We start from the raw sequence: 26,608 nt of genomic DNA on the forward strand, positions 1-26,608 counted from the left end.
CTAAGGCCTTGGTGAGGCGCTTCCCTGGAAGGTTTAGTCGCCCGAAGACGGTGGGTTGTCGCCAATTTTATGGTGATACTCATGGCGAAACCAGCGCAGGTTAACGGGCTGACGGCTAAGCAGACGTTTTATCAACGGGATAATATGTTCGCCGATCTGCATGCCTGCCAGGCCTGCCAGCGCAACGAACGGCGGCGCCGGAGAGCTCACGTCCAGAACGGCGTAAATAACGCCTGCCAGAACGCCGACCGCCAGCGAAACAGAATAGGTCTTTAACATATCAGCCTGCCTGTTTTGCGATAAGGGATGGCGATACCGGGCTTTTCTCGGTGACGGCCTGGATGTGTAAGCCAGAGGGTGCCCGGGCTATTGGTACATTGTTCAGCAGCTTTCCGCCCAGCGTGCTGCCGATGACCATGCCCAACAACCCGACAAGCGCCACGGCAGGCGGAGCAGGAGAGCGGACTTTGAGCAGCGAATAAACCAGCCCGATCAGCGCGCCCGCGCCCAGAGAAATGATTAAAGGACTCACAGATCCTCCTTTCCAGGATAGCCGGCCAGCCCGGTAAGGGGCCAGCCGGATCGATTAACGTACCGGTGCGTGTACTGGCGCCAGGGTACGGTGCTCGCTCTTCTGACGAGAAGGCGCTTTGTGCACCATGGTGTAGGCGTAGTCGACGCCGATGCCGTAAGCGCCTGAATGCTCTTTGGCAATGTCCATAACGGCGTTGTAAGTGTCTTTGTGCGCCCAGTCACGCTGCCACTCCAGCATCACCTGCTGCCAGGTCACCGGGATCACGCCAGCCTGGATCATGCGCTGCATCGCATAGTCGTGCGCTTCTTTAGTGGTGCCGCCGGAGGCATCAGCCACCATATAAATTTCGTAATCGCCTTCCAGCATGGCGCACAGCGCAAAAGTGTTGTTACAGACTTCGGTCCACAGGCCGGAAACCACAATCTTCTGCTTGCCGTTGGCCGCCAGCGCATCACGAACTTTCTGGTCATCCCATGAGTTCATTGAGGTGCGCTCAAGAATGTCCTGGCCCGGCAGCGCGTCCAGCAGTTCCGGGAAGGTATGGCCGGAGAAGCTTTCGGTCTCAACGGTGGTCAGTACGGTCGGAATGTTGAAAACTTTGGCCGCTTTAGCCAGCGCAACGACGTTGTTTTTCAGCACCTGACGATCGATCGACTGGACGCCAAAGGCCATCTGGGGCTGCTGGTCGATAAAGATAATCTGGCAGTTCTGCGGCGTCAGTACTTCAAGTTTACGGTTAGTCATGTTTTGGCCCATTGAGGTGAGTGTTCCGAAGGAAATACGGCGGTTAATCAACGGCCCTGAAAACGTTATCAAATGCCGTCGTTACGCCGGGTAACTGTCTGCTCGCAGTGTAAGAACCTTTTTATTTTCAAACTATTATCTATAGGTATAACTATACGAACGTATACTTATCCCTTTGTATAACTAGACGCTCTCCTGGCCTCCTGAACATAATCCAGCCATCCCACCAGCCTGCTTTACGGCAGGAAAATTCTCTGTCCGCAGTGGTTACCGCCGCTTCGGCACTCTCATTCAGGAGCTTTTATGGTTACCCTTGGTAAAGCCGACGTCATTCTCACTAACGGCCGATTTCACACCGTCGATCGCGAAAATCCTGTTGCCGATGCCGTGGCCATCCGCGACGGTAAGTTTCTGGAAGCAGGCAGCCTGGCGGAAGTCATGCAGCATCACTGCGAAGGCACCAAAGTCATCGACCTGAAGGGCCACGTTGCCGTGCCGGGCCTGAACGACTCGCATCTGCACCTGATCCGCGGCGGCCTGAACTACAACCTTGAGCTGCGTTGGGAAGGCGTGCCTTCCGTTTTTGACGCGCTTCGTATGCTTAAAGAGCAGGCGCTGCGCACGCCGTCGCCTCAGTGGGTACGCGTAATAGGCGGCTGGACCGAGTTCCAGTTTGCCGAGCGCCGCATGCCAACGCTGGATGAAATTAACGAAGCGGCGCCCGATACGCCGGTATTCGTTCTGCACCTGTATGACCGCGCGCTGCTCAACCGCGCCGCGCTAAAAGTCGTGGGCTATACCAAAGAGACGCCGAACCCGCCGGGCGGTGAGATCCAACGCGACAGCAACGGTAACCCGACAGGGATGCTGATCGCCCGCCCTAACGCCATGATCCTTTACGCCACGCTGGCAAAAGGGCCAAAGCTGCCTTTAGAGCAGCAGGTAAACTCAACCCGCCAGTTTATGCGTGAGCTGAACCGGCTTGGCCTCACCAGCGCTATCGATGCGGGCGGCGGTTTCCAGAACTATCCGGAAGATTATGCAGTGATCGCCGAGCTGCATGAGAAGCAGCAGATGACCATTCGCATCGCCTATAACCTTTTCACTCAGCGTCCGGGACACGAGCTGGAGGATTTTGAAAAGTGGACGGACATGCTTACGCCGGGCCAGGGCAGCGACTATTTCCGCCACAACGGCGCGGGTGAAATGCTGGTTTTCTCTGCGGCCGACTTCGAAGACTTCCTGGAGCCGCGTCCGGATCTGGCGCCGGGCATGGAGGATGAGCTGGAGCGCGTGGTTCGTCATCTGGTGGAGCACCGCTGGCCGTTCCGCCTGCATGCCACCTATGACGAGTCGATCGGCCGCATGCTGGACGTCTTCGAGAAGGTCAACCGCGACATTCCGTTTAATGGCCTGCACTGGTTCTTCGACCATGCCGAAACCGTCACCCAACGCAATATTGACCGTATTAAGGAGCTGGGCGGCGGTATCGCGGTACAGCATCGCATGGCGTTCCAGGGAGAATACTTTGCCGAACGTTACGGCATCGAGGCTACCCGGCATACGCCGCCGGTGGCGCGCATGCTGGAAACCGGCGTGCCGGTCGGTCTTGGCACCGACGCCACGCGCGTCGCCAGCTATAACCCCTGGACCGCGCTCTACTGGCTGGTCTCTGGCCGCACCGTGGGCGGGATGCAGATGTATGACGTCAATGCCCGGCTGGATCGCGACACCGCGTTAATGTTGTGGACACAGGGCAGCGCCTGGTTTTCTAACGAACAGAATAAAAAAGGCCAGATCAAAGCCGGCCAGCTGGCCGACCTGGTGGTACTGAGCAAGGATTACTTCAGCGTGCCGGATGAAGAGATCAAGGGCATTGAGTCGGTACTGACCGTAGTCGATGGCAAAATCGTTTACGCTGCCGGCGCTTTCAGCAGCGAAGCGCCGCCGTCGATACCGGTATTGCCCGAATGGTCGCCGGTGGTAAAGGTGCCGGGCCACTATCGCAGCGCGCCGCCAGCCACGACAGCGCGTGTGGGAATGCAGCAGATGCCTCATCAGTGCAGCGGCCCGTGCGGCGTGCACAGCCACTCGCACGGTATCGCCCGTGGCGCTAACCTGCCGGTATCCGAGGAAAACGCCTTCTGGGGGGCGCTCGGCTGCAGCTGCTTTGCGTTCTGATAATGATGAAACCTTTATTTTCTCAGCCGCCCCGCATCGATGCGGGGCTGTTCTTCCTGCGCCTTACCGGCTGCCTGCTGTTGCTGTATGTACACGGCTTGCCAAAGGTATTCCATTTCAGCGAAGAACTGACGCGTATCGAGGATCCCTTTGGCCTCGGTCCTTATATGAGCCTGCTGCCGGCTATTTTTGCCGAAGTGATTTGCCCGCTATTTATCCTGGCCGGCGTATTCACACTCCCAGCCTGCCTGTCCGTTATCGGCGTGCTGCTGGTCGCCATGGTGTTTGTTCATCCTGACTGGAGCATGGTGGAAGGTCAGTTTGGCTGGCTGCTGTTGATTATCTTCACCACGCTGGCCATAACCGGCCCGGGACGGTGGCGGCTCGGTGGCGGTACGCGAAGAGAGGTACGTTATGGCGCAGGTTAACGATATTAACGATGTGACCGGGAGCGAGGAGATCGCTCCCGCTCCGGCGATCGCGTCCCCCTGGCAGCCGCTGCGTCAGCCGGTGTTTCGCATGCTGTGGCTCGCCACGGTTGTCTCCAATATTGGCTCATGGATGAACGATGTGGGCGTCAACTGGACTATGCTGACGCTCAGCGCCGATCCGCTGAGCGTGGCGCTGGTTCAGGCGGCAAGCAGCCTGCCTATGTTCCTGTTCGCGCTGCCTTCCGGCGTGCTGGCCGACATTATCGATCGCCGTAAATACCTGCTGTTTTCTCAGCTCTGGGTATTCATCGCGGCAGCGGGTCTGACAGTGCTTTCGTTTACAGGGCACGTCACCCCACTGGTGCTGCTGATCGCCGCCTTCCTGATGAGCATGGGCGCCGCCATGAGTTCGCCGCCTTTTCAGGCCATCGTGCCGGATCTGGTGAAAAAGGCGGAGCTGGGGCCGGCTATCGCGCTGAACTCGCTGGGTATTAACATCAGCCGCGCCATCGGCCCGGCGCTCGGCGGGCTGATCCTGTCTTTTGCGGGGCCGTGGATGGTGTTCCTGCTCAACGCCCTCTCCGTGCTGGGCGTCGCCTGGGTGCTTTACCGCTGGAAAGAATCCCCCAACGTGCAGCGCCTGCCGCCGGAGCATTTCTTTTCGGCGGTGCGCGCGGGCCTGCGCTACGTGCATGCTGCGCCGGTGCTGCGTAACGTGCTGGTCCGCACCGTGGCGTTTTTTGTGTTTGGCAGCGCCGGTTGGGCTTTGCTGCCGCTGGTTGCCCGTCGCGAACTCGGTCTGGGACCCGGCGGCTACGGCATTATGCTGGCCTTTATCGGCGTAGGCGCCATCTGCGGGGCGGTGCTGCTGCCTCGCCTGCGCAAGCATTTCAGCGCCGATCTGCTGATGGTGCTGGCCAGCCTGCTGTTTGCCATGACCCTGCTGGCGCTGGCGTTTATCCGCCATTTCTGGCTGCTCAACGCCTTTGAGTTCTTTACCGGCTTTGCCTGGATCACCGTGCTCTCCACCCTGAATCTGGGGGCGCAGCGCAGTGCGGCAAGATGGGTTAAAGCGCGTGCGCTGGCTGTTTATCTGACCGTGTTCTTTGGCTCGATGACCGTGGGCAGCGCGGTCTGGGGGCAGCTGGCTTCGCGCTACGGCATTCCGCTTTCGCTGTGCACCGCAATGCTGGGGATGGTGCTGGCCAGCCTTACCGTGCTGCGCTGGCGACTGGATAAGGATCCGGATCTGAATCTGGACGTCAGCGAGCTCAGCGAGCCGGTTCCGACGCTGAACATTCATCACGATCGCGGGCCGGTCAGGGTGAGCTACGAATATCAGATCCGCGCAGAAGACGCGCACGCGTTTACGGTCTGTATGCAGGACATGAGGCGCGTTCGCCGTCGCGGCGGCGCCATAAACTGGGCGCTTTATGAAGATATCTTCCAGCCCGGCATTTTCGTTGAAACCTTTGTGGTCGGATCCTGGATGGAGCAACTGCGGCAGCTTGAGCGCTACACGATGAACGATCGCAAAATTCAGAGCCGTGTTTACGCATTTCACCAGGCCGAACAGACGCCCGTTGTACGGTATCTGATTGCGCCTGAATAACCGCTGCTTTTTCATTCAACATCGCAAGGAAAAGACAATGAGCACGATTAAAACTGCTGACGGTACGCAAATTTACTTTAAAGACTGGGGCAAGGGTAAGCCGGTGCTGTTCAGTCACGGCTGGCCGCTGGACGCGGATATGTGGGACAACCAGCTGAACTTTCTGGCTGAAAACGGCTATCGCGTCATCGCTTTCGATCGCCGCGGCTTTGGCCGTTCGGATCAGCCGTGGACCGGCTACGATTACGATACTTTCGCCTCGGATATCAACGAGCTCATCACCAGCCTTGATTTGCAGAAGGTGACGCTGGTCGGCTTTTCGATGGGCGGTGGCGACGTTGCGCGTTATATCAACAACTACGGCACCGCGCGCGTGGATGGCCTGGTGCTGCTTGGCGCGGTAACGCCCGCCTTCGGTAAGTCCGATGATTTCCCGCAGGGCGTCGACCAGTCCGTTTTTGCCGGCATCCTGGCGGGATTGCGCCAGGATCGCGCGCAGTTCATCAGTGATTTTGCCGTACCGTTTTACGGCACTAATGCCGGCCAGACGGTTTCAGAAGGCGTACTGACCCAGACGCTGAATATTGCGCTGCTGGCTTCGCTCAAGGGCACGCTGGACTGCGTTAAGGCATTTTCCACCACCGACTTCCGTCCGGATATGGCGAAAATCGACGTGCCCGCGCTGGTTATTCATGGCAGTAACGATCAGGTGGTGCCGTTTGAATCAACCGGCAAGCTTGCCGCGGAGATGATTACAGGCGCGCAGCTGAAAGTGTATGACAATGCGCCGCATGGCTTTGCGGTCACCCATTCCGACCAGCTGAACGTGGATCTTCTGGCATTCCTGAAATCCCTTTAAGGACAGCGTAAGGCCTTGGTTTTAGGCTTATACAGGAGCACAGACCGGCTTTTCAGCCGGTTTTTTGCTTCGTGCTTCTCTTGCACGGGCAGCTGCAGACCTGCAGTCGGAAACCGGCACATCCGGAAGGAAATCACCTGCAATAACGTTCAAAGTCGGCCTCGCGCTGGCTCAGAGAGCTTCCTGCGAAGCGAATCTCTCCAGGGCCGGGCCGTCAAGCCGGTATCGAACCCATTCGCTCAGAGGAAGCGCATCAATACTGCGGTAGAAATCTTTGGCTGACTTATCCCACTCCAGAACGTTCCATTCGATCCGGTTACAGCGGCGGCTAACGGCCAGCTGAGCGATATACTGCAACATGGCTTTTCCTGCGCCTCGTCCCCGGTAATCAGGAGTCGAATAGAGGTCTTCCACGTTAAGGCTGTAGCGACCTGGCCAGGTTGAATAGCCCAACGAGATAACCGCATAGCCGGCAATATCCCCCTCAATCTCGCAGAGATAGGCCTCCGCTGCGGTATCGGCAGAAAACAGGAACGTTCGGATTTCGTCAACATCTGGCATAGCCTCCGGCGGGCTTTCGCGGTAAACGGATAAGCCATTTATCATATTACAGATAGCATCCATATCTTCCGGACCGGCCTGCCGAATAATAACTCTCATAAACTTTCTCTCACCAATATAGTTTGCTGCCTGCAAGGATAATCGGTATTGTTCGATGAAATAAGTGCAATAAAATCAATGGCAGGTGAATTTCATGCATCATGTACTACGGCGTCTTGATCTCAACCTGTTGCCGGTTTTCGATGCTGTTTACCGACACCGCTCGGTCAGGCTTGCCGCCGCTGAACTTGCCATGAGCACTTCAGCGCTGAGCCATGCTTTGACGCGCCTGCGTGAATTTCTCAAGGACCCGCTATTTTATCGTGAGGGGCATAAGATGTGCCCCAGCGTATTTGCCTGCCAGCTGGCGCCTTATATAGCGGGATCGTTATCCACGCTCAATCAACACCTCAGCCCGTTACAGCCCTTCGATCCGCTTGCAAGCACGGAAACGTTCAGAATTGCCGTGACGGATTACACCGCCTTTTGCATATTTCCCGGGTTAATGAAGGAAACAGAAAAAATGGCGCCGGACATTACTTTCGAGTTGTGCCATTTGCCATATAACCCAGCGCTAAAGGAACTGCTGGCAGGCGAAATTGACCTCGCGTTGAGTTTCAGCGAAGCGAATGAGGGTAAACATCAGGATTTAGAGGAGGTTGATTTATTTAGCGATGAGTTTGTCGTTATCAGTAATATTAATCGACTCAGCATGACGCTGGAGGAGTACCTGTCAGCAGGGCACGTAGTGGTCACCCCGTGGAATGAGAAAAAAGGTTTACTGGATGCACACCTCGCGCGTCTGGGGCTGGAACGCAGGATCTCCCTGAGAACGCCATCGATGCTTGCTTCGCCACATATTATTGCTGAGAGCGATCTGTTGATGGCCATTCCTGCCTTGGTAGCCAGCAAGATTGCCGAGCTGGCCAGTATTAAAACCTTTCCCTTACCTTTTTATGCGCCTCCTTTTACGGTAAAAATATATTCTCACAAACGAAGCGGTAAAAAATCATCTACCGACTGGCTTAAAAAAGTTATTTTGCAAAGCATAAAAGAGAAAAAATAGCTTAAAACCTTCCATACGAGGTTGATGGTTTAGCATTACCCTGACTTAATTTTAAGAGTCTGCTCTGATATCTTTTTCCCCGAGGCGGCGGAGTTAGTAGCAAGGTAAGGGTTTTCATTCCAGCAATAAACCAGGGGAATAGTGTATTACAGGAAAAACGGCCTGATTTTTATTACTATCCACCGTAAAACACCGGTCGTTTTTTTTTGCTTCTCTTTATTTAGAGGGCACCCGGGTTTTCTACGCAGATAGACGAATAATTAAGCCATGCGCATAAAACAACGTCAATCCGGTTTTGTTTGCTGCGCAAAAGCGTAACGGCAGGTAAGCAAGTTTTAGATTTATGCATTTTGACGACGCGGCGTGCGCGGATTGACTATGCTCAGAAGCGTTCAGGCTTCCTCCACTTACTCCAGGAAAAATATTATGAAAAAATTATCTGTAATCGCCATCACTGCCGGAATGCTTTTGGTTATGAGTTCACAGGCTGATGCAAAAGGGTGCCTGAAAGGAGCCGCTGCCGGAGGCGTGGCAGGCCACGTTGCCCATCATGGCGTAGCTGGTGCAGCAGCAGGCTGTGCGGTTGGCCATCATATGGCTAAAAAGAAAGAAAAAGAAAAAGAGGCAAACAGCAAGCAGGAGCAGAAATAACAGCCAGGCCGATCAGATGTTTTTCGCCATTCGGCGGCGATCGCATAACAACCGCGCCACAGCGGTGGCATTATCCGTCGCTTTCAGGCAACGGGTAATGCCAATGACATCCGAACCGACGCGTAGTTAGCTAATGCTGACGGCTATCTGTCAGAGCTGCTTTGACACAGCAGCCAGACCGCCTTCTTTTCGAACCAGGGCGTCAGGGAAAAGGCCGCCCGCTCTGGGGGTAAGCGCGTCTTATGGCGCAGATATCAGCTTATCGGTAAAACATGCCTGAACACTCGCTGTGGTAAGCAGAGCGGCGGCCCGATCTGCCGGTACGGGCCGGCTGAAAAGATAGCCCTGGCCGTAATCACAGCGTCGTTTTTGCAGCCACTCGAGAGTAATAGCGTCTTCAATTCCTTCTGCCGTCACCGTTACCTTCAGCTCCTGACACAGCGCCAGCAGGGTTTCCACTACCTTTTGCTGCTGCGAGACGCTCACAACGGTGGAGATAAACGAGCGGTCAATCTTGATCCGGGTAATACCAAGGCCCAGCAGAACCGACATATTGGAGTAACCAGTGCCGAAATCATCCAGCACCACGCCAATACCGTCGTCCCGCAGGGCACGAATAGCTCGTCTGGCCTCTTCTGAAATGGTCATCACGTTCTGCTCCGTCACCTCCAGCTCCAGCTGTACCAGTGCCGCTTGCCGCATAATGCCGGACAGGCAATCCGTCAGCACCGGGTTGAGCAGCTGCTCCGGCGTGATATTCAAAGACAGATGCAGACCTGCCGGCCAGCCTGGGGTGATGCGAACGACGGCCTGCAGCAGTTCAACAGTCAGAGTGTCCATCAGGCCCAGCTTTTCCACTACGGGAATAAACACCGCAGGTGCAATAACCTTACCGGGGCCGGGTATCCAGCGCGCCAGGATCTCGAATCCGGTAATGCGGCCCGTTTGCAGGGAGACAATAGGCTGCAAAAAAGGGACGATGGTATGGCTTTTGATAGCCTCGGTAACGTCGTGCTCGAGCTTTTCCCTCTGGAGAAATCGTTGCTCCATATCCGGTGAGAAATGGGCCAGATGCAGCGTTTTGTCCCGTTTAGCTTCGTACATGGCCAGGTCCGCCGCCCGCACCACGCCAGAGCTTCCGCTACAGGTTGAGCAGGCTACGCCTACCGACAGGCCCAACATGGTATCAGGCCCGGTCCGGATCTCCGCAGCGCGCTGACGGAGGGTTGCAGCAGTTCTGACCGCCTCTTCAGGCTGCCCGCCCCCTGAAGTCATAGCAAATTCATCACCGCCGATGCGGAATACATGGGTTTCCGGGCCGGCAGCTTCTGCCAGCAGGCCTGCCAGAGAAATCAGCGTGGCATCCCCCTGATGATGCCCGTTCAGGTCGTTGATGCTTTTAAAGTCGTTGATGTCGAGTAATGTCAGAAAATAAGGCTGCCCGACCGCTTCAAGCTGGGCAATACGAGCGCTGAATGCTCTCCGGTTACCCACGCCGGTCAGCTCATCGGTATCGGCCAGCCGAAGGGCATTTTTTTCAGCGGCAAGCATTTTGCGTATGAGCCTGCCGATCAGCAGGCCAGGAATGATCATGGCCAGCAGAGCAAAGGCAGAGGACGTCAGGATAAACCTGAGCCTTTCGCTGGTTTCAAAATCGGCGCTATAGCCCAGACCGAGCAGCACGGAAATCTGCGCCTCAAGTCCGTACTCCCATAAGGTGGAAAGCAAAAATATGGTTACAATATTAAGCATTGCTAACCATAAAAGTTTCAGGTGCATCCGAGGACCCCGGCAATATAATTAGTTGAATATTCAGTAGTTATCACTAAAAAACGCAATTTAATTCTGCATAATATTGATGGCACGCCGAAAATCATGTTATTTATAATGAAATAAATCTATTGGAATAAGTATTTACCTCTGGCAAGTTGCAGACGCCCTGCCCATCCTTTGCCAGGTGCGATAAAAGAAACCCAATCCTATATCGGCAGAATTTGCCAAATTAACAGGCCATGTCGGTAAATTTTATTCACTATTGCAGATTGGTGCTGTAAATTTGCCTTATCAGGCGAAACGGCCATAGAAAAAGTCAGGCTATTGTCGTGAAGAAAATAACCGCTACCGACGACTTTTTCGGTTTCTTTTTCAGGCCCCGAGAAGGCGATCGGAGAAATATGCTGATGTAATCCGCACAGAGTTATAATGATTATGATTTATAACTCAAGAGACTGCTTAGATTTACCTTTAAAATGTCGATAAAATAAAAAGCAAAGGCCACCCTGTTACCAGGTGGTTTCAGAAAAACTTATCTTACTTCACCTAAGGGCATATTTAATTCTTGTTCAGGCCCTGAAATCCGCAATCCATTTTCAGGCCAGATTACGGATCCCACGCTTAAGCGGCCAATGCCATTTACTCTGGCCTATCAATAATGATGATGCGATGAGCAACGGCGATAAGATCTTTTTCAACAATATCAGGCTGTTTGCCAACGCGTAATACCGCATTGCCCGGACGAGCAACCAGTGCACCTTTCCAGCCGCAGGCTGTTGCGCCCAGGATATCCCAGGTATGCGCAGCGACAAGCCGCAACAAATCGGCATTCACGCCGAGCCTCTGTGCCACGCTGGTGTAATTCTCCGTGGCCGGTTTGAAACGTTTGACCTCTTCAACCGAGAACTGCTTTTCAAAAAAGTGAGCAAGGCCCGATTGTTCCAGCACCTTCTGGCCAGCCTGAGTGGATGAATTGGTGAGCGTCACCAGACGAAATCCGGCTGCCCGCAGCATTTCCAGCGCGGGCAACGCATCCGGGTGAGCAGGAAGCGTCGCCAGACGCTGTCGGAATTCATTTAAGTCTTGCTCTGAAAGTATGGTACCTCTTATCTCAGCCACCATTTGCAACACGGCTACAGCAAGCTCGCCAAAGGGCATGTAACTGCCGCTGAGAGTAAGCGACTGGGAATAAATGATTAATTCAGAGAACCATTGGCGCAAAATTCGTTCGTCACCAAATACCCTTTTAAAAATGGGGTTCAGCGCCCCTGTATCCAGAAGCGTTTCATTGACATCAAAAACTATTATCTTATTGCACATTATTTCCCCCTCTGATTAAAGGTTAAGTGTAGATGCAGATTGCGTGATGGCAATATTTTGGAAGTATTGTATCGGTTGACAGGGAGCACTTTCCGCTTAAAAATATAAGTCACCCTTCCAGTTTTCACTAAACATATATTAAGGATGTGTTTATAAATTATATTGTAGTTATTTTTATTTGGAAAATTACATCTGAACGAAGAAAGCGTTAATACCTATGGACGTGATTATCCTTTCCTGTTTGTTCAGAAAACCGGACATCCTGAATACAATGGTTTTATGTAAATCACCATAGAGATTTATTATTTTCAGGCATTTAAAATTTCTTATTTTACCTGTTAGCGGCTGCTCAAAAAAAGCAACACCGACTGTTGATATTTACAGGAATGCGCTGACAGATAACGGGATTATAAATCCGTTAGTTAACGGCATTGCCAGCATGGTGGAATCAAGAGCAGAGGGTAAAGCGCTATTACCTCCATTTAACTCTCCTGGTTCAAATCCAAATCATGAAATTGAAACCTATAATTACTTTGTCGGTCAGGATAATCAATCTGTTAATCTGCATTCTGGCGGGTACCAGCGTATACAAAAGGTAACTAAATAAAGCGCGTTCACTCTGATGGTGGCAGAACAACATCAGGATAGCAACATCTCATTTTCATAGATAAAAAACCAAATAATTCATGATGTTATTTTTTTATAAAGTTAAAAAAAAATAAAATTAAAGGGTAGTTTTTAGAAAAGACGATTTTCTTGCCGACCTGACTATTCCTGTTTATAAAAACCTGCCCAGGTATACAGAGGAATGGGATGATAATCATGTCACAAAAATTGAGATCGTTCACAAAAAATAATGGCGAAGCCTTTTTATACTTAGCAACCGATGCAAACTGGCATCATCTTTATAATAAGATGCACTGGGAAAGCGATACATTACCTTATCAAAGCTAAGCTTATTCTGAAAAAATCAGATTTTTTAATCATCCTTATCATGAGTCCTCTGTACCAATGGCTATCCTGCTTTAGCCCAACGAATGACTATTGTGGGAAAAACCGGCTCCGGCATTAACGGCAACAGGCTATCAGCGGTAGCGCCTGTTTTAACCAACCGTTACCACCTTGGGTGATTTTTAACCTTTCAGCCGCATTCAGCCGTAAATTAATGACTTTATATAATGGGACTTATATAAAGTCAGGACATCAGGCCCGGAAGCAGGTATGCTTTTCCAGGCGGGTTCACAGCAAAAAGCGACTGTGTATCTCTCGGCATACGTGATTGAAATGCAGCCTGTAAACTGGCATCGCTACGTAAATTATTAGGGGATTAGCCCCTCTTACTCATGCAGAATTCACGTAGCGCGATCGGAAAAAATTGAGGAGATTATCAGACGAAAATGGGTGAAATCATAGCCAACGGTATGGTATCGGCCCTTACCGCCGATGAAGATATTGCAGCACGGCTAAAGGAGTTCGTGCAGGACAAAGATGCCTTTTCATCCAATACCTGGCGGCAGCTACTTAGCGTGATGCGTGTCTGCTATCGCTGGGCCAGGGAGAATGCACGCACCTTTTTGCCTATGACTGACGCCGATCTTCGCGATTATCTCAATTTCCTACAGCTGACAGGGCGAGCTTCTTCGACGATTGCTACTCATGCTTCACTGATTTCGATGTTACACCGTAACGCCGGATTGACGCCACCAAACACTTCGCCGATCGTTTTCCGTACTATCAAAAAGATTAACCGCGTGGCTGTCGTAGGCGGCGAGCGTACCGGTCAGGCGATCCCTTTCCGACTCGCTGACCTGATGAAGCTTGATAGCCTGTGGTTTAATTCCTCTTTACTGAGGGAGAAACGCAATCTGGCTTTCCTCCATGTTGCGTATAATACACTGTTGCGCGTCAGCGAACTCTCCCGCCTTCGGGTCCGCGACGTCACCTTTGCCGATGACGGACGCATTATTCTTGATGTGGCCTGGACAAAAACTATCGTACAGACGGGCGGACTGATTAAGGCACTCAGCAATCTTTCTACCCAGCGGCTGATGGAATGGATTGCGGCTGCGGGGTTGGCCGCAGAACCGGATGCTTTCCTGTTCTGTCCGGTTCATCGTTCTAATAAAGCGGTAATGATCGCCGAGCGGCCGCTCAGCACCCCCTCTTTTGAAACTATTTTCGCCCATGCCTGGCGAACGTCAGGGCATTCAAAATCAGCGAAGCTGAACAAAAACCGCTATGGCGGCTGGAGCGGCCATAGTGCCCGCGTCGGTGCAGCGCAGGATATGGCGAAACAGGGCTATGCCGTGGCGCAAATAATGCAGGAAGGAACCTGGAAAAAACCGGAAACGTTGATGCGCTATATCCGTAACGTTGATGCTCATCAGGGAGCCATGGTGGATTTAATGGAGAAGAAACCCTGATTTGCCCGCTATGCAGTTGCGCCGCCCCCCTGACGCTGGCGCATAAAATGCCCGTTAGCGGTCCAATCCTGACAGGCATTTTATCCACAGAAAAAGTGGATAGCCTGTGCACAGAAAAGTATGGTTTTATGCCAGCGGTCGATTATTTACAGTAATCCCTGTGGATGGCCCAGCCCGACAAAGAGTTTGAGCTACCGCCTTTTAAGCCTGCTGTTGTACCAGCCAGGAGGCGGTTGTACTATACAACCGGTTAATTAACAGGGATTTTCCAATCAAATAAGGGAGGGGGCTGATGAAAGCTTTACGGTCAATGTGCAGCCAGTCCGCTCACCACGCATGCAGTAAAAACAATTATGTCTGATAAAAAAGCAAAGGGCGGAAAGAAAACCTCTCCAACGCCACACGACCTGGCATTCAAACAGTTCCTGACCCATCCCGATACCGCGCGGGATTTTATGCAGCTGCATCTGCCGTCAGAACTGCAGGCCGTTTGCGATTTCAACACGCTAAAACTGGAGTCCGGGAGTTTTATTGAGGAAAATCTGCGCCCCTATTTTAGCGATGTGCTTTACAGTCTGAAAACAGCTGCAGGTGACGCCTATGTGCATGTTTTGATTGAGCATCAGTCCACACCGGACAAGCACATGGCCTTCCGGCTTTTCCGCTATGCAATAGCGGCTATGCAGCGCCATCTGGACGCCGGTCATAAAAAGCTGCCGCTGGTGATCCCGGTTTTATTCTATACCGGCCGGCGCAGCCCCTATCCTTACTCCACGCGCTGGCTGGATGAATTTGCCGATCCGGTGCAGGCTGAAAAGCTCTATAGCGGTCATTTCCCCCTCGTCGACGTTACGGTTATACCTGACGACGAGATCATGGAGCACCGCAGTATGGCGGCCCTGACGCTGCTGCAAAAACATATCCACCAACGCGATCTGGCCGAGCTGCTGGATCGGCTGGCGACGCTTCTGCTGAAGGAACATGTTACAGGACAGCAGCTGGCATCGCTGATAAACTACCTTATACAGGCAGGCGAAACTTCAGACGCAGAGGCCTTTGTACGTGAACTGGCACAACGGGTGCCGAAACATGAGGATGCACTGATGACCATCGCGCAACAGCTTGAACAGAAAGGCATTGAAAAAGGGCGGGCCGAAGGTATTCAGCTCGGCCGACAGGAAGGCAGATATGAAGGCAGGCTTGAAGGAAAGCTCGAAGGCAAGCTAGAAGGAAAGCTTGAAGTAGCCCGCACTATGCTGCAAAACGGCCTCGATCGTAACACCGTGATGAAAATGACCGGTCTTGGCGAAGAAGAACTGGCGCGGATCAGGCATTAATGGTGGCAGGTGCTTAGGCCAGGGTTACGATCGCTGCGGGTGCCGAAAAAATGTACCCTGTTGGCTGGCTGTGCAATACGCCAGGCCGCGTTATTATACCTGGCTCCGACGTATTGCATTGAAAAGTATGCAGAAACCGCACCTGAAATCACTTTTCGATTTAAATTATTCCACACATCCCGCATGCTATACCTGCCTTCAGCACCCGATTTTCCCAATGACCAAATCCAAACGGGCACGTAGGTTTGTATAGCCCAATCCGCTCTTACTAAACCTCTTATAGCGTTGCAATATATCGCGAGAGAAAACGGCGCTGCCTGTCGATAAACCCAGGCTCAGACGGGACCAATAATATCCAGACGCAGCCCCTGCGCCTGAAGAATTTCTTTGCAGGTATCGGGTAAATCAGTATCGGTGATGACGTGACTAAAAGGGTGTTCAGGGGCGAGCGGATACGGATGGATCTGACCAAATTTCGACGAGTCGGTCAGCGCAATAGTATGGGTGTTTTTAGCCATCAGGGCGTTAACGACATCGCAGCGCAGCATATTACGACCGGTAAAACCGGTCAACGCGTCCCAGCCATCTATGCCGATAAAGACCTTATGGAAGTTGAGGTGCTGGATACAAAGTCGGGTCAGCGGCCCTACCACGGATTCGCTGCTTTTTTGATACAGGCCGCCAAGAATAATAACCTCCCCACCCGTCTCCCTGAGCAATCCGGCAATATAGTGGCTGACCGTAATAATGGTAATGTCCCGTCTTTCACTCAGCTCCCTGGCCAGCAGCGCGTTGGTACTGCCTCCCTCAATGAAAACCGCCTCTCCGGCATTCACCAGTGAAGCCGCATGCTCTGCGAGACGTTTCTTGACGGCATAGCGGGTGCGCATCCTTGCGCCCACATCATCACTTTCAGGCGCAACGGCCGATCCGTGCACGCGACGCAGAAAACCGCCTTTTTCCAGCACGTTCAGATCCTGACGTACCGTTACCTCGGAAACACCAGTGATTTGAGAAAGTTCGCTGACGCTGACGCTGCCGCGTTCACTGACGAGCTGAATAATATTCTGATGACGTACGTTCATGGTGCCTGCCGGTAAGCTTTTTTAGCAAGCTTACCAGAAAGACAGGCCGCTACAAATGCTGCCGATCCGCCGAAAGCGGGTCGGCAAGGGTCTCATTCCAGTCCGAGACTGCGGCGCCCGTTCGCGTTCAGCTTTTCAGAGGTGAAGCGACCTTTCCAGGTGACTTCATAATCTTCCTGTGGAAAATCGGCGGGCGATTCGCCTGATGCCAGCGCCTGCGCAACGGCGGCCGCGCAGACGGCGTTCTTGTCACAGAGAGGCGCGGCCGGGATATACATTACATTTCCCCAGCCCTGCTGATTTTCTACCGGGGCAACGGAATGAATAACATCACAATGCCACCAGACTGAATCCCCTGCCTGGAGTGAAGGTATTGAGCACAATCCCTGAATCAGTTCAGGATGCCATTTTTCCGACACCGGCAGCACTTTCCCGGGCGCAACGCCGCACAGCTCCTCCTCCGGGACATCTTTCAGTAGCGGGCGCAACAGCAAATAAGCCATTGCTTCGGGTACCGGCACGACATGCAGCAGCCCCTGCCCGACCTGCATATCAGAAAGCGCCGTCCAGCCCTGAAAGGTACGAAATGCCGAACATTTTGTTGTGGTGCCGGCCTGGTACTCATAAACATCGGTACGCCAGGCTGCGTCCCACGGATCGTATTCATTAAAACGGTTCGAGAAAATTTTGCGGAACACTTTTTGATAAGCAGGAAGCAACCACCGCTCCAGCGCGCCTGAATCTGTATGCGCACCCAGCCCTTTTGAGGTTGTGCCCGGCAGACGACGTCGTATGCGGTCGGGATAGATGATGTTCACATCAGGCTCAAACCAGCGTATACCTGCCGATTCGAGTTTCCAGAGCCGGTTCAGGAAAGCCTGAGTTTGCGCCATGGCGTCGCTCTGCCGCGCTTCCATCTGAGCCGGAGACCAGTAAACAGGGTAGATTTCAGGGCGTGAAGCGTCGAGGCTACCGAAAAAGTTGTCACCAGGCCCCTGGTACACGCCATCGAAATCGTTGGCGTCCAGGTAGTCGAGCATCGATTTATCCCATCCCAGCGCCTGCTCACGGTTGAAAGTTTGCCTGACCACCACACACCCCCTGCGGCGAATATAATTCCTGGTCTCTTCCGAAACACGTCCTGCGGCAATCTCTTGCAGGCTGACTTCCGGCCATGCGGAGCCCTGCTGCTGTTCTTCGGTACGTGCCGCCTTGAGCTCGCCGACAATCTTCGCTCTTACCTGTTCGAATAATCCTTCCACATCGCCAATTTCTTCCCTGAGCGCCTTTTTCATCAGGCGTATATTTTGCTTAGCGTCTTCTGGTTGATCGACTGAAGTGAAGCTGGTGTCCATGGTGCTCTCCGCTGCTTTCGCCATCTTTGTTTCGAGTGAAACAAATATAACCTTCATTCACAATAAAGAACCAGTATTCAACATCTGTTTAACAATGAAAGTCTGATGAAGATCACATTAAAGGGCTTAAAAACAGCGCAAGGGCATTTGGATGAAGGGTAGTCAGTAATAAAGAAGGGTTATCGGCCGTGTTTTAAGAGCATTTTTCACTGTTGTGCACGGCCGAAAGGCCCGTAAGCGGAGGCATAAATGAACGCGCTGTCATAAGCATGGATCGGGGAAGCTACGAAGAAAATTCATCAGTTGATAAGTCTGGTTCTGGAAACTGACCCATTATTTCCTTATCAGGCTGGTGCCCATTTATTATCTCTTACCAGTGCGGTGTTGTCAGATGACAGCCAGTGGAAGGCGCGGAGGTTTAAAGGATCTTCAGCCGGGAGGGAGAGCGAGGGGGAGCCATTGTCTGTAACATCGGCAGGTGCGGAGAAGATTAAACAAATATTTTCGACGGTTTGTACTGCTCAGCATAAAGAAGTCTGTCAGGAAAAATCTGTGTCACAGCGTGGTCCTGGCAGCCCACGCTATGATCCTGTAAATATTTTTCCTGGCCCGAAGGCTTATATATTGCAAATCCAGAACCGGCGTTAATTTTTAGCCAGAACGTTCTTATCGTCTTCATCATAATTAAATGATATCCGGGCACCGTGTTCGTTCGGCAGCCTGCGCGCTTCCAGAAATACCGATTTCCAGTAAACGTTATCCAGTGACGATCGCATTACGCCACGGCTGGCCGAAGCGTGAAGGAAATGCCGGTCCGTATCATAAAAGCCTACGTGCATCTGCCGGTTAATACGGAAAAAGACCAGGTCGCCAGGCTGCAAACGATCGGGCTGGATACGTTTTCCCATATGGATCAGCTGGCTGGTGGTGACTCGCTTCATGGGTAAATTGAACCGGTCTTTAAGGGTTCGCCAGACAAAGCCCGAACAGTCCACGCCGGAGAGTTCCGTACCGCCCCACTGGTAAGGCGTCCCTTCCCATGCGTACATCTGGTCATGTAATGCCGCGATAACCGGAATAAGATCGGGTTCGCCAGCGCGATGGGTGGTATCGGGACTATTATCGTTTGCTTCATCGGGCTTATGGGAAGAACAGCCCGCCACAATCATCAGCGCCAAAACCGTTATCGTGCGAAGGGGGAGTAATGGTGGCATCTTTTCCTGTCCGGATCCTGAATTTTAGCCCTGAATAACGGGGTAAATAACGGTTAAATTTGGCTTAATATCATCGGTTCGTTATTGTTATAAATCATTCGTTTTTACTTAAATTTACAGCGATTTATTTCCGATAAATATTATCACACAGGGGTACTAATTTTCGCTCAGTAAAGTTATCTGAAAAAATTGCTGCCGACACAGACAAGCAGCCTTAACGGCTGCTGTGACAAAACTACTCGTTGCCCCACTGATTAAGAAACGAGGCGATATCATCGATACGGCTCTCGTTGATACCGGCTTCTTTAGCCATCTCTTTCTGCGCGTCTTCACCGATCTCTTCATTATTTGATAAGCGATCGAGCAGCAGCTGGAAATAGTGCGCCAGGGATTTACGCTCTGCCTCAGCCACGGGTGCTGCGCATTCTGTCGAATACTCATCCACGATGTCGTAGTATTTAAGCGGGATTTCATCGTTCATAAGCTACTCCAGATATTTAATTTAACGTCAATTTTAGCTGCTTTCTGCATCGTCCGGGCCGATTTCATTACTGCTGTCAGACGACAAATGTAAGAATGGCATCACCAGGCACCGGCCCGGCCTTAAAGATTGCTAAGATTAACACGTAGCATCCTGTTTTATCTCAATAATTTTACTGCATTCGTCCAGCCTGTACACCGGCATTGACTGGCCGACACAAGGGCAACGTTGCGCGATCGGCTCCGGTTTCAGGCCCGGCATTGGATATCCTCTTGAGAGGCGTCATGACCCGCCGTGCACGCAGTCAAAGGACAGAAGAAAAGCGTCGGGGATGGTTTATCGGTTGCATAGCGAGCCAGCCGGGAGCGGCTTTTTAGCCTGCTCCCGGGGCTCTCCTCTTCAGACGCGGAAGGTATCCACCATTCCTCTCAGGGCATGAACCTGCTCCGCCAGCGATTGAGAAGCGGTCGTGGACTCCTCTACCAGCGCGGCGTTGCTCTGGGTTACGCCGTCCATCTGGCCAACGGCCACGGTCACCTGAGAAATGCCCTGCATCTGCTCGTTTGAAGCCAGCGCGATTTCATCCATTGCCTCAGCCAGCTCGCTGACCTTCCCGGTCACGCTCATGATATTTTCCGCAGTGCCGTCGGCCACTACCACGCCAGCCTCCACCATGGTCACCGCGTTTTCAATCAGGCCTTTGATGTCCCGCGCTGCCGTCGCGCTACGCTGCGCCAGCGTGCGGACCTCGCTGGCCACCACGGCAAATCCCCGCCCCTGTTCGCCAGCGCGTGCGGCTTCAACCGCCGCATTCAGCGCCAGAATATTCGTCTGGAAGGCAATGCTCTCAATGGTGCCGGTAATATCGCGAACCTTCGCCGCGCTGGCAGAGATATCGGCCATCGTTTCGGTCATCTGGCGCACGTTTTTTTCACCGTCACGGACAAGCGCGGCCGCCTCCCGCGCCGATCCAGCCGTATAAGTGGCGCCCGCCGTGTTGCTTTTCACCGTCGCGGTTAACTCTTCCATGCTTGCGGCCGTTTCCTGCAGCGCAGCTGCCTGCTGTTCAGTACGGGCCGAGAGTTCGGTATTCCCTCTGGCGATTTCATCAGAGGCAAGGGCTACGGAAGCCGAAGCGTCCTTAATCCTCGATACCAGTTCGCCCAGGCGATTCTGCATTCGGGCGAGCGATGCCAGCATGCTGGTATTATCGCCGGGACGAAGCATGACCTGAGACGTCAGGTCACCGTCGGCTATCGCTGCCGCCAGTACCTGCGCCTGCGCCGGTTCACCGCCCAGCTGGCGCATCAGGATCCGTATAGTCATGAAACCGGTGCCGCCAGCAAGCAGCACAGATACCAGCACCAGGCCGACCAACAGAAGCCCGGCACGACGGCTTTGATCGCTGCTGCTTTCCACGGCGCTGCGGGCATTTTGCATCTGCACCTCTGTCAGGGTATTGAGGGCTTCCTGCAGCGACCGCTGCGCCGGGCGAGAGACGGTCATCAGGTAAGTCACGGTCTCCTGCTGCAGATTCTGCAATCCAAGCTGACCTGCCTTTTCAAAGCTTGCCAGCGCCGGTCCTTCTCTTTCCACTATTTTCCGGTATGCCTCCCGGCCCGCCGGTACCGAATCCGTTTCCATCAGCCGACCCAGCTCCTCACGGTTTTTGAGGAACAGACGTTTCTGGGTCTGCACGCGGTCCCATTCGGGCGCCATTTCCTTCGGGTCGGTCAGCAACGCCAGGTTTCTTACCGCGATAGACAAATCACGTACGCTGGCGCGCATATCCAGCGCAAGCTGGAACTTTTTCATTTTGACGTTTACCACGTCACCCATATCGTCCCGGGCGTGGTTAAGAGCATTGATAGCCACGCCGGCGCAAATGACCAGCAGCAGTACCATGAGGCCGAAGCCTCCGACAATACGGGTTGAAACTTTCATGGGAGAATACCGAAAGGCAGATGATTACTGTTTGTATCGTCATCGTGAAGAAACTCTTGAGAGTACCGATTAAATTATGTGGTGTATTTCACAATGCGCAGGTAAAGGTTGCAGACAGGGAGCGCTGAATGATCCGGGATGAACAGGAGATAGCTGGGAGACGTCCTGGCAGGGAATAACGTTGCTGAATACGGTATTTATCACTGAGTCCGGCTGGCATGGCCCAATCCGGACTGAGTTTTCAGAAAATTAGCTGGTCAGCAAGGTTACCTGGCCAAAATTTCTCTACGAACGATTTCTGCGCCGGCGCTGAGGGCATTCAGCTTGCCCCTTGCTACCTGACGGGATAAAGGCACCATGCCGCAATTGGTGGAAGGATAAAGCTTGTCGGCATCGACAAACTGGAGCGCTTTACGTAGCGTATTGGCTACTTCTTCGGGCGTCTCAACGGCATTGGTCGCCACATCGATAGCCCCAACCATCACCTTTTTGCCGCGGATCAGTTCGATAAGATCCATTGGTACATGAGAGTTCTGGCATTCCAGCGAAATGATATCGATAGCCGACGTTTTCAGCTTAGGGAAAACCTCTTCATACTGTCGCCACTCTGAACCCAGCGTTTTTTTCCAGTCCGTATTGGCTTTAATGCCGTAGCCATAGCAAATATGCACGGCGGTTTCACATTTAAGCCCTTCGATGGCTTTTTCCAGCGCGGCAATTCCCCAGTCGTTAACCTCATCAAAAAAGACATTAAAAGCCGGCTCGTCAAACTGGATAATATCGACACCGGCCGCCTCTAACTCTCTGGCTTCCTGATTAAGAATTTTGGCAAATTCCCAGGCCAGCTTTTCGCGGCTTTTATAATGGCTGTCGTAAAGCGTATCGATCATGGTCATAGGGCCGGGCAAGGCCCATTTAATAGGCTGTTGGGTTTGCTGACGTAAAAATTTAGCATCTTCAACAAATACGGGCTTTTGCCGGGTCACCTCGCCCACGACCGTAGGAACGCTCGCATCATAGCGATCGCGGATTTTGACGATCTGACGTTTTTCAAAATCCACGCCGCTGAGGTGCTCAATAAACGTCGTGACAAAATGCTGGCGCGTTTGCTCGCCATCGCTGACGATATCAATGCCTGCCTGCAGCTGATCGTCAAGGCACAGGCGAAGGGCATCCTGCTTGCCCTCAATCAGTTCCCGATCCTGCAATTTCCAGGGTGACCAGAGCGTCTCCGGCTGCGCAAGCCAGGAAGGTTTAGGTAAGCTGCCAGCAGTGGATGTCGGTAAAAGCTTTTTCATAAAAGATGACCTTATATTTTCGGTTTATCAAAGAGCGGAATTGGCAGACCACTGCTCAAGAATAGTCTGGTAGGGTTTAATGAAGTGCTCTTCAGTAAACCTGCCCTGCTCAACAGCCAGCTGGCTGCGCTCTTCTCGATCATAAACAATTCGGGTTAACGAATAATCCTGGTGTGTCAGGTTGGGCTGATACAATGCCCCTGCGGCGGAATTAGCATTGTAAATCTCAGGCCGGTAAATTTTTTGGAAGGTTTCCATCGTGCTGATGGTGCTGATTAGCTCAAGATTGGTGTAATCACTGAGCAAATCACCATGAAAATAAAAGGCCAAAGGCGCAACGCTGTTGGGCGGCATGAAATAGCGCGCCTGCAGCCCCATTTTGGCAAAATAGATATCGGTCAGAGAAGGCTCATCCTGCTGATATTCAAAGCCCAGTACAGGATGCTGATTAGTCGTGCGGCAATAGGTGTTTTTAGTGGAAACGCTCAGGCATATCACAGGCGCTTTATTAAAATTTTCCGTGTAGGCCGCTGAATTAACGAAGCGTTTAAATATATTACCATGCAGCTTGCCAAAATCTTCGGGGATAGTAAATTCGGGCTGGCTTTTATTGTGCTCCGGCAGCCAGACGCTAAAGTCGTAATCGCGTACGTAAGAGGAAAAGTTATTGCCTACGATACCATCGATACGTTCACTGGTGCTTTTATCAATAATGGTAGGTTTTAATATTTCAATCACCGGAAAGGCATTGCCTTTCACTTCAACGTTTAACTCAGCGGAAATAATTTCAAGCTCAACGGAATAGCGATCCGCTTTGGGATTATCCCAGTGCGCCAGCGCATTAAAGCGATTATCAATCATCACTAAAGCGTTACGCAGATTCTCCTGACGTCTCTCACCTCTCGCCAGATTGGCAAAGTTGGTGGTGATGCGCGTACTCCCGGAGGGGTTATAGTTTTCGTCGAAACGAAGGCTTTTAATGGTAAAGGTAAACGCTTTGTTCATGGCCGTCTGGTATCCTGGTTTGTTATAAATCTGATTTATTTGTTGCCTTTCAGGGCATCCCAGATTTCATATTATCTAAAGTTATTAACAATCCATACTTTATGCCTGAGTCGCTGGTTGAGGAAAAGTGATTTGTTTTCAATGAACATGAACCTTCTTCATGATCAAAACTGAGACAGGACTACCGTTGCGCAAAGATCCCTGTCAAAGAGGATGCACAGCTGGCAGCCGGGTGGCGGCCCGCTAAGCATGTACCGCATTTTTTCTGGTTCACCTTCTTCTCGCTGCCGCCCTGGAGAGAAACAGAGCGTTTCCGTGTGCAAGCTACAATATGGGGCATGGTAATAAGCAAAAAACCTTCCTGTCGGCCGGTCTGCGAGCCAGGCATCCAGCCTTCATTAAGGCGATATCCAGACAATGGGGAAGAGCAAACATGCAAAAAGTAACGATTGTTGCAGTGGCCTGCGCGCTGTGAAGCGGAAAGCTTACTGCTACAGATAACGCTGGATAACGTTATTGCGCAGATCCATCACATTGGCAGCACGTCAGTACCGGGTTTAGCTGCTATACCCGTTATAGATATATTGCTGGAAGTGGCCAGCCGGGCAGCTTAAACGCTTTTTATAATTCCACCAGTGTAACAAAAGGCCCTCTTCGACAGCGTGACCCTGTAATTATGTTTAAACTGGGTTATTACATAAAACGCATGCCCAAACAGGAGATCCCCGATGAAAGCAATACAGCTTAAAGCCCCCGGCGGCCTGGATAACATTATCCTGTCAGATATTGACGATCCGGGCAGGCCCGGCAAAGGTGAAATTCGGGTTGCGATTAAAGCCAGCTCGCTAAACTTTCATGATTTAATCGTCGCAACCGGGCAGTTTCCTACTGAAGATGGACGGATCCTGCTGTCAGATGGTGCGGGAATAGTAGAGGAGGTTGGAGAAGGCGTTGAAGCGTTTAAAGCAGGCGAACACGTGGTCTCTACATTTTTCCCCAACTGGCTGGCTGGCAAGCCTGTACCCGCCGTGGGCGGCTTTGCGCACACGCCCGGCGACGGTGTTGATGGCATGGCCAGTGAATACGTTGTACGTTCGGAAAACGCCTTTACCCATGCGCCGAAGGGGTGGAGCCATACAGAGTCAGCCACCATCACCACCTCGGCTTTGACGGCCTGGCGGGCGCTGGTAACAGACGGGCACCTTAAGGCAGGAGAAACGGTGCTGGTTCAGGGAACCGGCGGCGTCTCCGTCGCTGCTTTACAGATAGCTAAAGCAATGGGGGCCAAAGTCATTGCTACCTCATCCTCCGATGAAAAGCTCGCCTTTGTGCGCGAACTGGGCGCTGATGAAATTATCAATTACAGAACAACGCCTGCATGGGGAGATAAAGTTCTTGAGCTGACTCAGGGGTTTGGCGTAGACCATGTGGTCGAAGTAGGCGGACCGGCAACCCTGAATGAATCCCTGAAATCGATCAAGGTAGGCGGTCATATTGCGCAGATTGGTATCCTTTCAGGCGATGAGGCTGCCTTGTCTGTCCTTTCCCTTCTGGCGAAGCAGGTGCAAATTAAAGGCGTGATTGTGGCAAGCCGCCAGGATCAGTGTGATTTTGTTAAAGCCCTTGAGATAATGAACAAGAAGCCGGTAATCGATCGTGTTTTTAAATATGAGGAGCTTGGCGAGGCTTTCTCTTATCAGCAAAGCGGCGCTCACGTGGGTAAAATCTGCGTTGAATGGTGACGTTTCTGGCCGTAAGGAAGCCATTTCCTTACGGCCGTCGCCTGAAACACTGACTGATGCCGTGAATAACCGCGCGTTGGCGCAGGCAGTCAGGCTACTGCGGGCGCTCTAGATGTATAACAGGCTTGCCGCCACGCGCGTGCGGTTAACGGCATAATTTTTTCTTGCGTTACTTTACCCAGGCTTCAGTAGCCCGAAAGATGCGGTGGCTGCCACTCTGGCGCCTTAGCGGACACAGAGGCAGGGCAAGAAGCGCCTGCCAGCTGGGTGAGTTGAAGCAAAAGAGAGTATTGTGGCAGGTTTAAAATATTATCACCCAAGCTCAAGCAGCAGCAGGCCTGCCGTAATCATAAGCAAGCCAGCGCAAGCTTTGCGACCAGGAGGTTGCCTGAAAATAATCCATCCGGACAGTGCGGTTAAAAGAATGCCGCAGCCTCCCCATATGGCATACGCAGTGGCCATCTCCAGGCCTTTCAAAGCCTGCGCTAACGCAGTAAAGGATGCAAGAATAAGCAGTATGCCCACTGCGCCCGGGATCTTTTTGGCCATACCGGCCGAACGCTGAAGAAAGACGTTAGCCGTTACTTCAAGCAGGATGGCTATCGCAAGATAGTAATAGGGGATAAATATCGACATTTATTCATTCTGCGCATTTTCTGCGAAATTAACGACTACAACGCCACCCAGCAACAGGCCAATTCCCGTAAGCTGAAGTACGCTCAGATGCTCTCTGAAGAAGAAGCTGCCAATAGCGGCTATCGCAAGCAGCCCCAGTGATTCCCAGGTTGCGTAAGCTACCGCAAGTGAGATTTTTTTCAGCGCAAGCGCCATAAAAGTAAAAGACAAACCGATGGCGAAATACATAAACAACATGCCCGTAAGATTGCCTTGCGTCGAATATAATTTCATCAATATAACGCTGCTTACTTCAGACACTATTGCCATTAAAAGA

Annotated in this window: 24 protein-coding genes and 1 pseudogene; 10 read left to right on the plus strand and 15 right to left on the minus strand. The window is 52.3% G+C overall.

Annotated features, from left to right (window positions below; genetic code table 11):
• Window positions 1–33: 33 nt before the first annotated feature.
• From AB6T85_RS22835 to AB6T85_RS22845, 3 genes are read right to left on the minus strand one after another with little or no spacing between them, the layout of a single operon-like run.
• Complete coding sequence (locus AB6T85_RS22835) at window positions 34–279, minus strand: DUF1427 family protein (RefSeq protein ID WP_253461383.1); 246 nt, start codon at window positions 277–279, stop codon at window positions 34–36.
• 1 nt (window position 280) lies between these two features.
• Window positions 281–532, minus strand: coding sequence for a DUF1427 family protein (locus AB6T85_RS22840; RefSeq protein WP_253461385.1), 252 nt, complete (start codon window positions 530–532; stop codon window positions 281–283).
• Between the two features lie 54 nt (window positions 533–586).
• Window positions 587–1,279, minus strand: coding sequence for a hydrolase (locus AB6T85_RS22845; protein WP_253461387.1), 693 nt, complete (start codon window positions 1,277–1,279; stop codon window positions 587–589).
• 303 nt (window positions 1,280–1,582) lie between these two features.
• Here AB6T85_RS22845 and AB6T85_RS22850 point away from each other — a divergent pair, with 303 nt between their 5' ends.
• From AB6T85_RS22850 to AB6T85_RS22865, 4 genes are read left to right on the plus strand one after another with little or no spacing between them, the layout of a single operon-like run.
• Window positions 1,583–3,460 carry an amidohydrolase gene (locus AB6T85_RS22850; RefSeq protein WP_253461389.1) on the plus strand — a complete coding sequence of 626 codons (1,878 nt, stop codon included), beginning with the start codon at window positions 1,583–1,585 and terminating at the stop codon, window positions 3,458–3,460.
• Between the two features lie 2 nt (window positions 3,461–3,462).
• On the plus strand, window positions 3,463–3,888 hold the full coding sequence (locus AB6T85_RS22855) for a DoxX family protein (RefSeq protein WP_369896913.1): 426 nt from the start codon (window positions 3,463–3,465) through the stop codon (window positions 3,886–3,888).
• On the plus strand, window positions 3,875–5,503 hold the full coding sequence (locus tag AB6T85_RS22860) for an MFS transporter (RefSeq protein ID WP_369896915.1): 1,629 nt from the start codon (window positions 3,875–3,877) through the stop codon (window positions 5,501–5,503). Before AB6T85_RS22855 ends, AB6T85_RS22860 begins: the two co-directional genes overlap by 14 nt.
• Window positions 5,504–5,540: 37 nt before the next feature.
• Window positions 5,541–6,362, plus strand: coding sequence for an alpha/beta fold hydrolase (locus AB6T85_RS22865; protein WP_301253008.1), 822 nt, complete (start codon window positions 5,541–5,543; stop codon window positions 6,360–6,362).
• 171 nt (window positions 6,363–6,533) lie between these two features.
• Here AB6T85_RS22865 and AB6T85_RS22870 read toward each other — a convergent pair whose 3' ends face one another.
• Window positions 6,534–7,022 (minus strand): GNAT family N-acetyltransferase, encoded by a 489-nt coding sequence (locus tag AB6T85_RS22870; protein ID WP_369896917.1) that lies wholly within the window; start codon window positions 7,020–7,022, stop codon window positions 6,534–6,536.
• 94 nt (window positions 7,023–7,116) lie between these two features.
• Between AB6T85_RS22870 and AB6T85_RS22875 the strand changes: the two genes are divergently transcribed.
• Together AB6T85_RS22875 and AB6T85_RS22880 are read left to right on the plus strand one after the other, a co-directional pair.
• Window positions 7,117–8,028 (plus strand): LysR family transcriptional regulator, encoded by a 912-nt coding sequence (locus AB6T85_RS22875; protein WP_369896920.1) that lies wholly within the window; start codon window positions 7,117–7,119, stop codon window positions 8,026–8,028.
• 426 nt (window positions 8,029–8,454) lie between these two features.
• Window positions 8,455–8,679, plus strand: a complete 225-nt coding sequence (locus AB6T85_RS22880; protein ID WP_301253013.1) for a hypothetical protein — start codon at window positions 8,455–8,457, stop codon at window positions 8,677–8,679.
• 240 nt (window positions 8,680–8,919) lie between these two features.
• Here AB6T85_RS22880 and AB6T85_RS22885 read toward each other — a convergent pair whose 3' ends face one another.
• Window positions 8,920–10,431 carry a putative bifunctional diguanylate cyclase/phosphodiesterase gene (locus tag AB6T85_RS22885; RefSeq protein WP_369896923.1) on the minus strand — a complete coding sequence of 504 codons (1,512 nt, stop codon included), beginning with the start codon at window positions 10,429–10,431 and terminating at the stop codon, window positions 8,920–8,922.
• A 660-nt stretch (window positions 10,432–11,091) separates the two neighbouring features.
• Window positions 11,092–11,772: a haloacid dehalogenase type II gene (locus tag AB6T85_RS22890; RefSeq protein WP_369896925.1), complete on the minus strand. Its 681-nt coding sequence runs from the start codon at window positions 11,770–11,772 to the stop codon at window positions 11,092–11,094.
• Between the two features lie 1,397 nt (window positions 11,773–13,169).
• Here AB6T85_RS22890 and AB6T85_RS22895 point away from each other — a divergent pair.
• A complete protein-coding gene (locus AB6T85_RS22895) occupies window positions 13,170–14,195 on the plus strand; it encodes a tyrosine-type recombinase/integrase (RefSeq protein ID WP_253461405.1) in 1,026 nt (341 codons plus the stop codon).
• A 353-nt stretch (window positions 14,196–14,548) separates the two neighbouring features.
• Window positions 14,549–15,532 carry an Rpn family recombination-promoting nuclease/putative transposase gene (locus AB6T85_RS22900; protein WP_253461407.1) on the plus strand — a complete coding sequence of 328 codons (984 nt, stop codon included), beginning with the start codon at window positions 14,549–14,551 and terminating at the stop codon, window positions 15,530–15,532.
• 335 nt (window positions 15,533–15,867) lie between these two features.
• On the opposite strand, the gene AB6T85_RS22905 is transcribed toward AB6T85_RS22900, so the two are convergent.
• From AB6T85_RS22905 to AB6T85_RS22935, 7 genes are all read right to left on the minus strand, one after another.
• Complete coding sequence (locus AB6T85_RS22905; RefSeq protein WP_253461409.1) at window positions 15,868–16,617, minus strand: DeoR/GlpR family DNA-binding transcription regulator; 750 nt, start codon at window positions 16,615–16,617, stop codon at window positions 15,868–15,870.
• A gap of 92 nt (window positions 16,618–16,709) precedes the next feature.
• Entirely contained in the window at window positions 16,710–17,972 is a 1,263-nt protein-coding gene (locus AB6T85_RS22910; protein ID WP_369896927.1) for a YbiU family protein, read from the minus strand.
• 644 nt (window positions 17,973–18,616) lie between these two features.
• Complete coding sequence (locus tag AB6T85_RS22915) at window positions 18,617–19,186, minus strand: C40 family peptidase (RefSeq protein ID WP_253461413.1); 570 nt, start codon at window positions 19,184–19,186, stop codon at window positions 18,617–18,619.
• 235 nt (window positions 19,187–19,421) lie between these two features.
• A complete protein-coding gene (locus AB6T85_RS22920) occupies window positions 19,422–19,667 on the minus strand; it encodes a YmjA family protein (RefSeq protein ID WP_253461415.1) in 246 nt (81 codons plus the stop codon).
• A 399-nt stretch (window positions 19,668–20,066) separates the two neighbouring features.
• Complete coding sequence (locus tag AB6T85_RS22925) at window positions 20,067–21,611, minus strand: methyl-accepting chemotaxis protein (RefSeq protein ID WP_301253020.1); 1,545 nt, start codon at window positions 21,609–21,611, stop codon at window positions 20,067–20,069.
• Window positions 21,612–21,877: 266 nt separating this feature from the next.
• A complete protein-coding gene (locus AB6T85_RS22930; protein WP_253461419.1) occupies window positions 21,878–22,909 on the minus strand; it encodes a methionine synthase in 1,032 nt (343 codons plus the stop codon).
• Window positions 22,910–22,936: 27 nt separating this feature from the next.
• Entirely contained in the window at window positions 22,937–23,914 is a 978-nt protein-coding gene (locus AB6T85_RS22935) for a DUF1852 domain-containing protein (protein WP_253461421.1), read from the minus strand.
• A 449-nt stretch (window positions 23,915–24,363) separates the two neighbouring features.
• On the opposite strand from AB6T85_RS22935, the pseudogene AB6T85_RS22940 reads away from it, so the two are divergent.
• Both AB6T85_RS22940 and AB6T85_RS22945 read left to right on the plus strand, forming a co-directional pair.
• A pseudogene (locus AB6T85_RS22940) lies at window positions 24,364–24,516 on the plus strand (GrpB family protein); the annotation flags it as partial.
• A gap of 126 nt (window positions 24,517–24,642) precedes the next feature.
• Window positions 24,643–25,656, plus strand: coding sequence for a zinc-dependent alcohol dehydrogenase family protein (locus AB6T85_RS22945; RefSeq protein ID WP_369896931.1), 1,014 nt, complete (start codon window positions 24,643–24,645; stop codon window positions 25,654–25,656).
• 312 nt (window positions 25,657–25,968) lie between these two features.
• Here AB6T85_RS22945 and AB6T85_RS22950 read toward each other — a convergent pair whose 3' ends face one another.
• Window positions 25,969–26,292: an SMR family transporter gene (locus tag AB6T85_RS22950; protein ID WP_253461424.1), complete on the minus strand. Its 324-nt coding sequence runs from the start codon at window positions 26,290–26,292 to the stop codon at window positions 25,969–25,971.
• Window positions 26,293–26,608, minus strand: a 316-nt coding sequence (locus tag AB6T85_RS22955; protein ID WP_369896934.1) for a DMT family transporter, incomplete at its 5' end; no start/stop codon positions are given.

This window comes from Erwinia aeris, from assembly GCF_041224955.1.
Classification (GTDB): Bacteria; Pseudomonadota; Gammaproteobacteria; order Enterobacterales; family Enterobacteriaceae; genus Erwinia; species Erwinia aeris.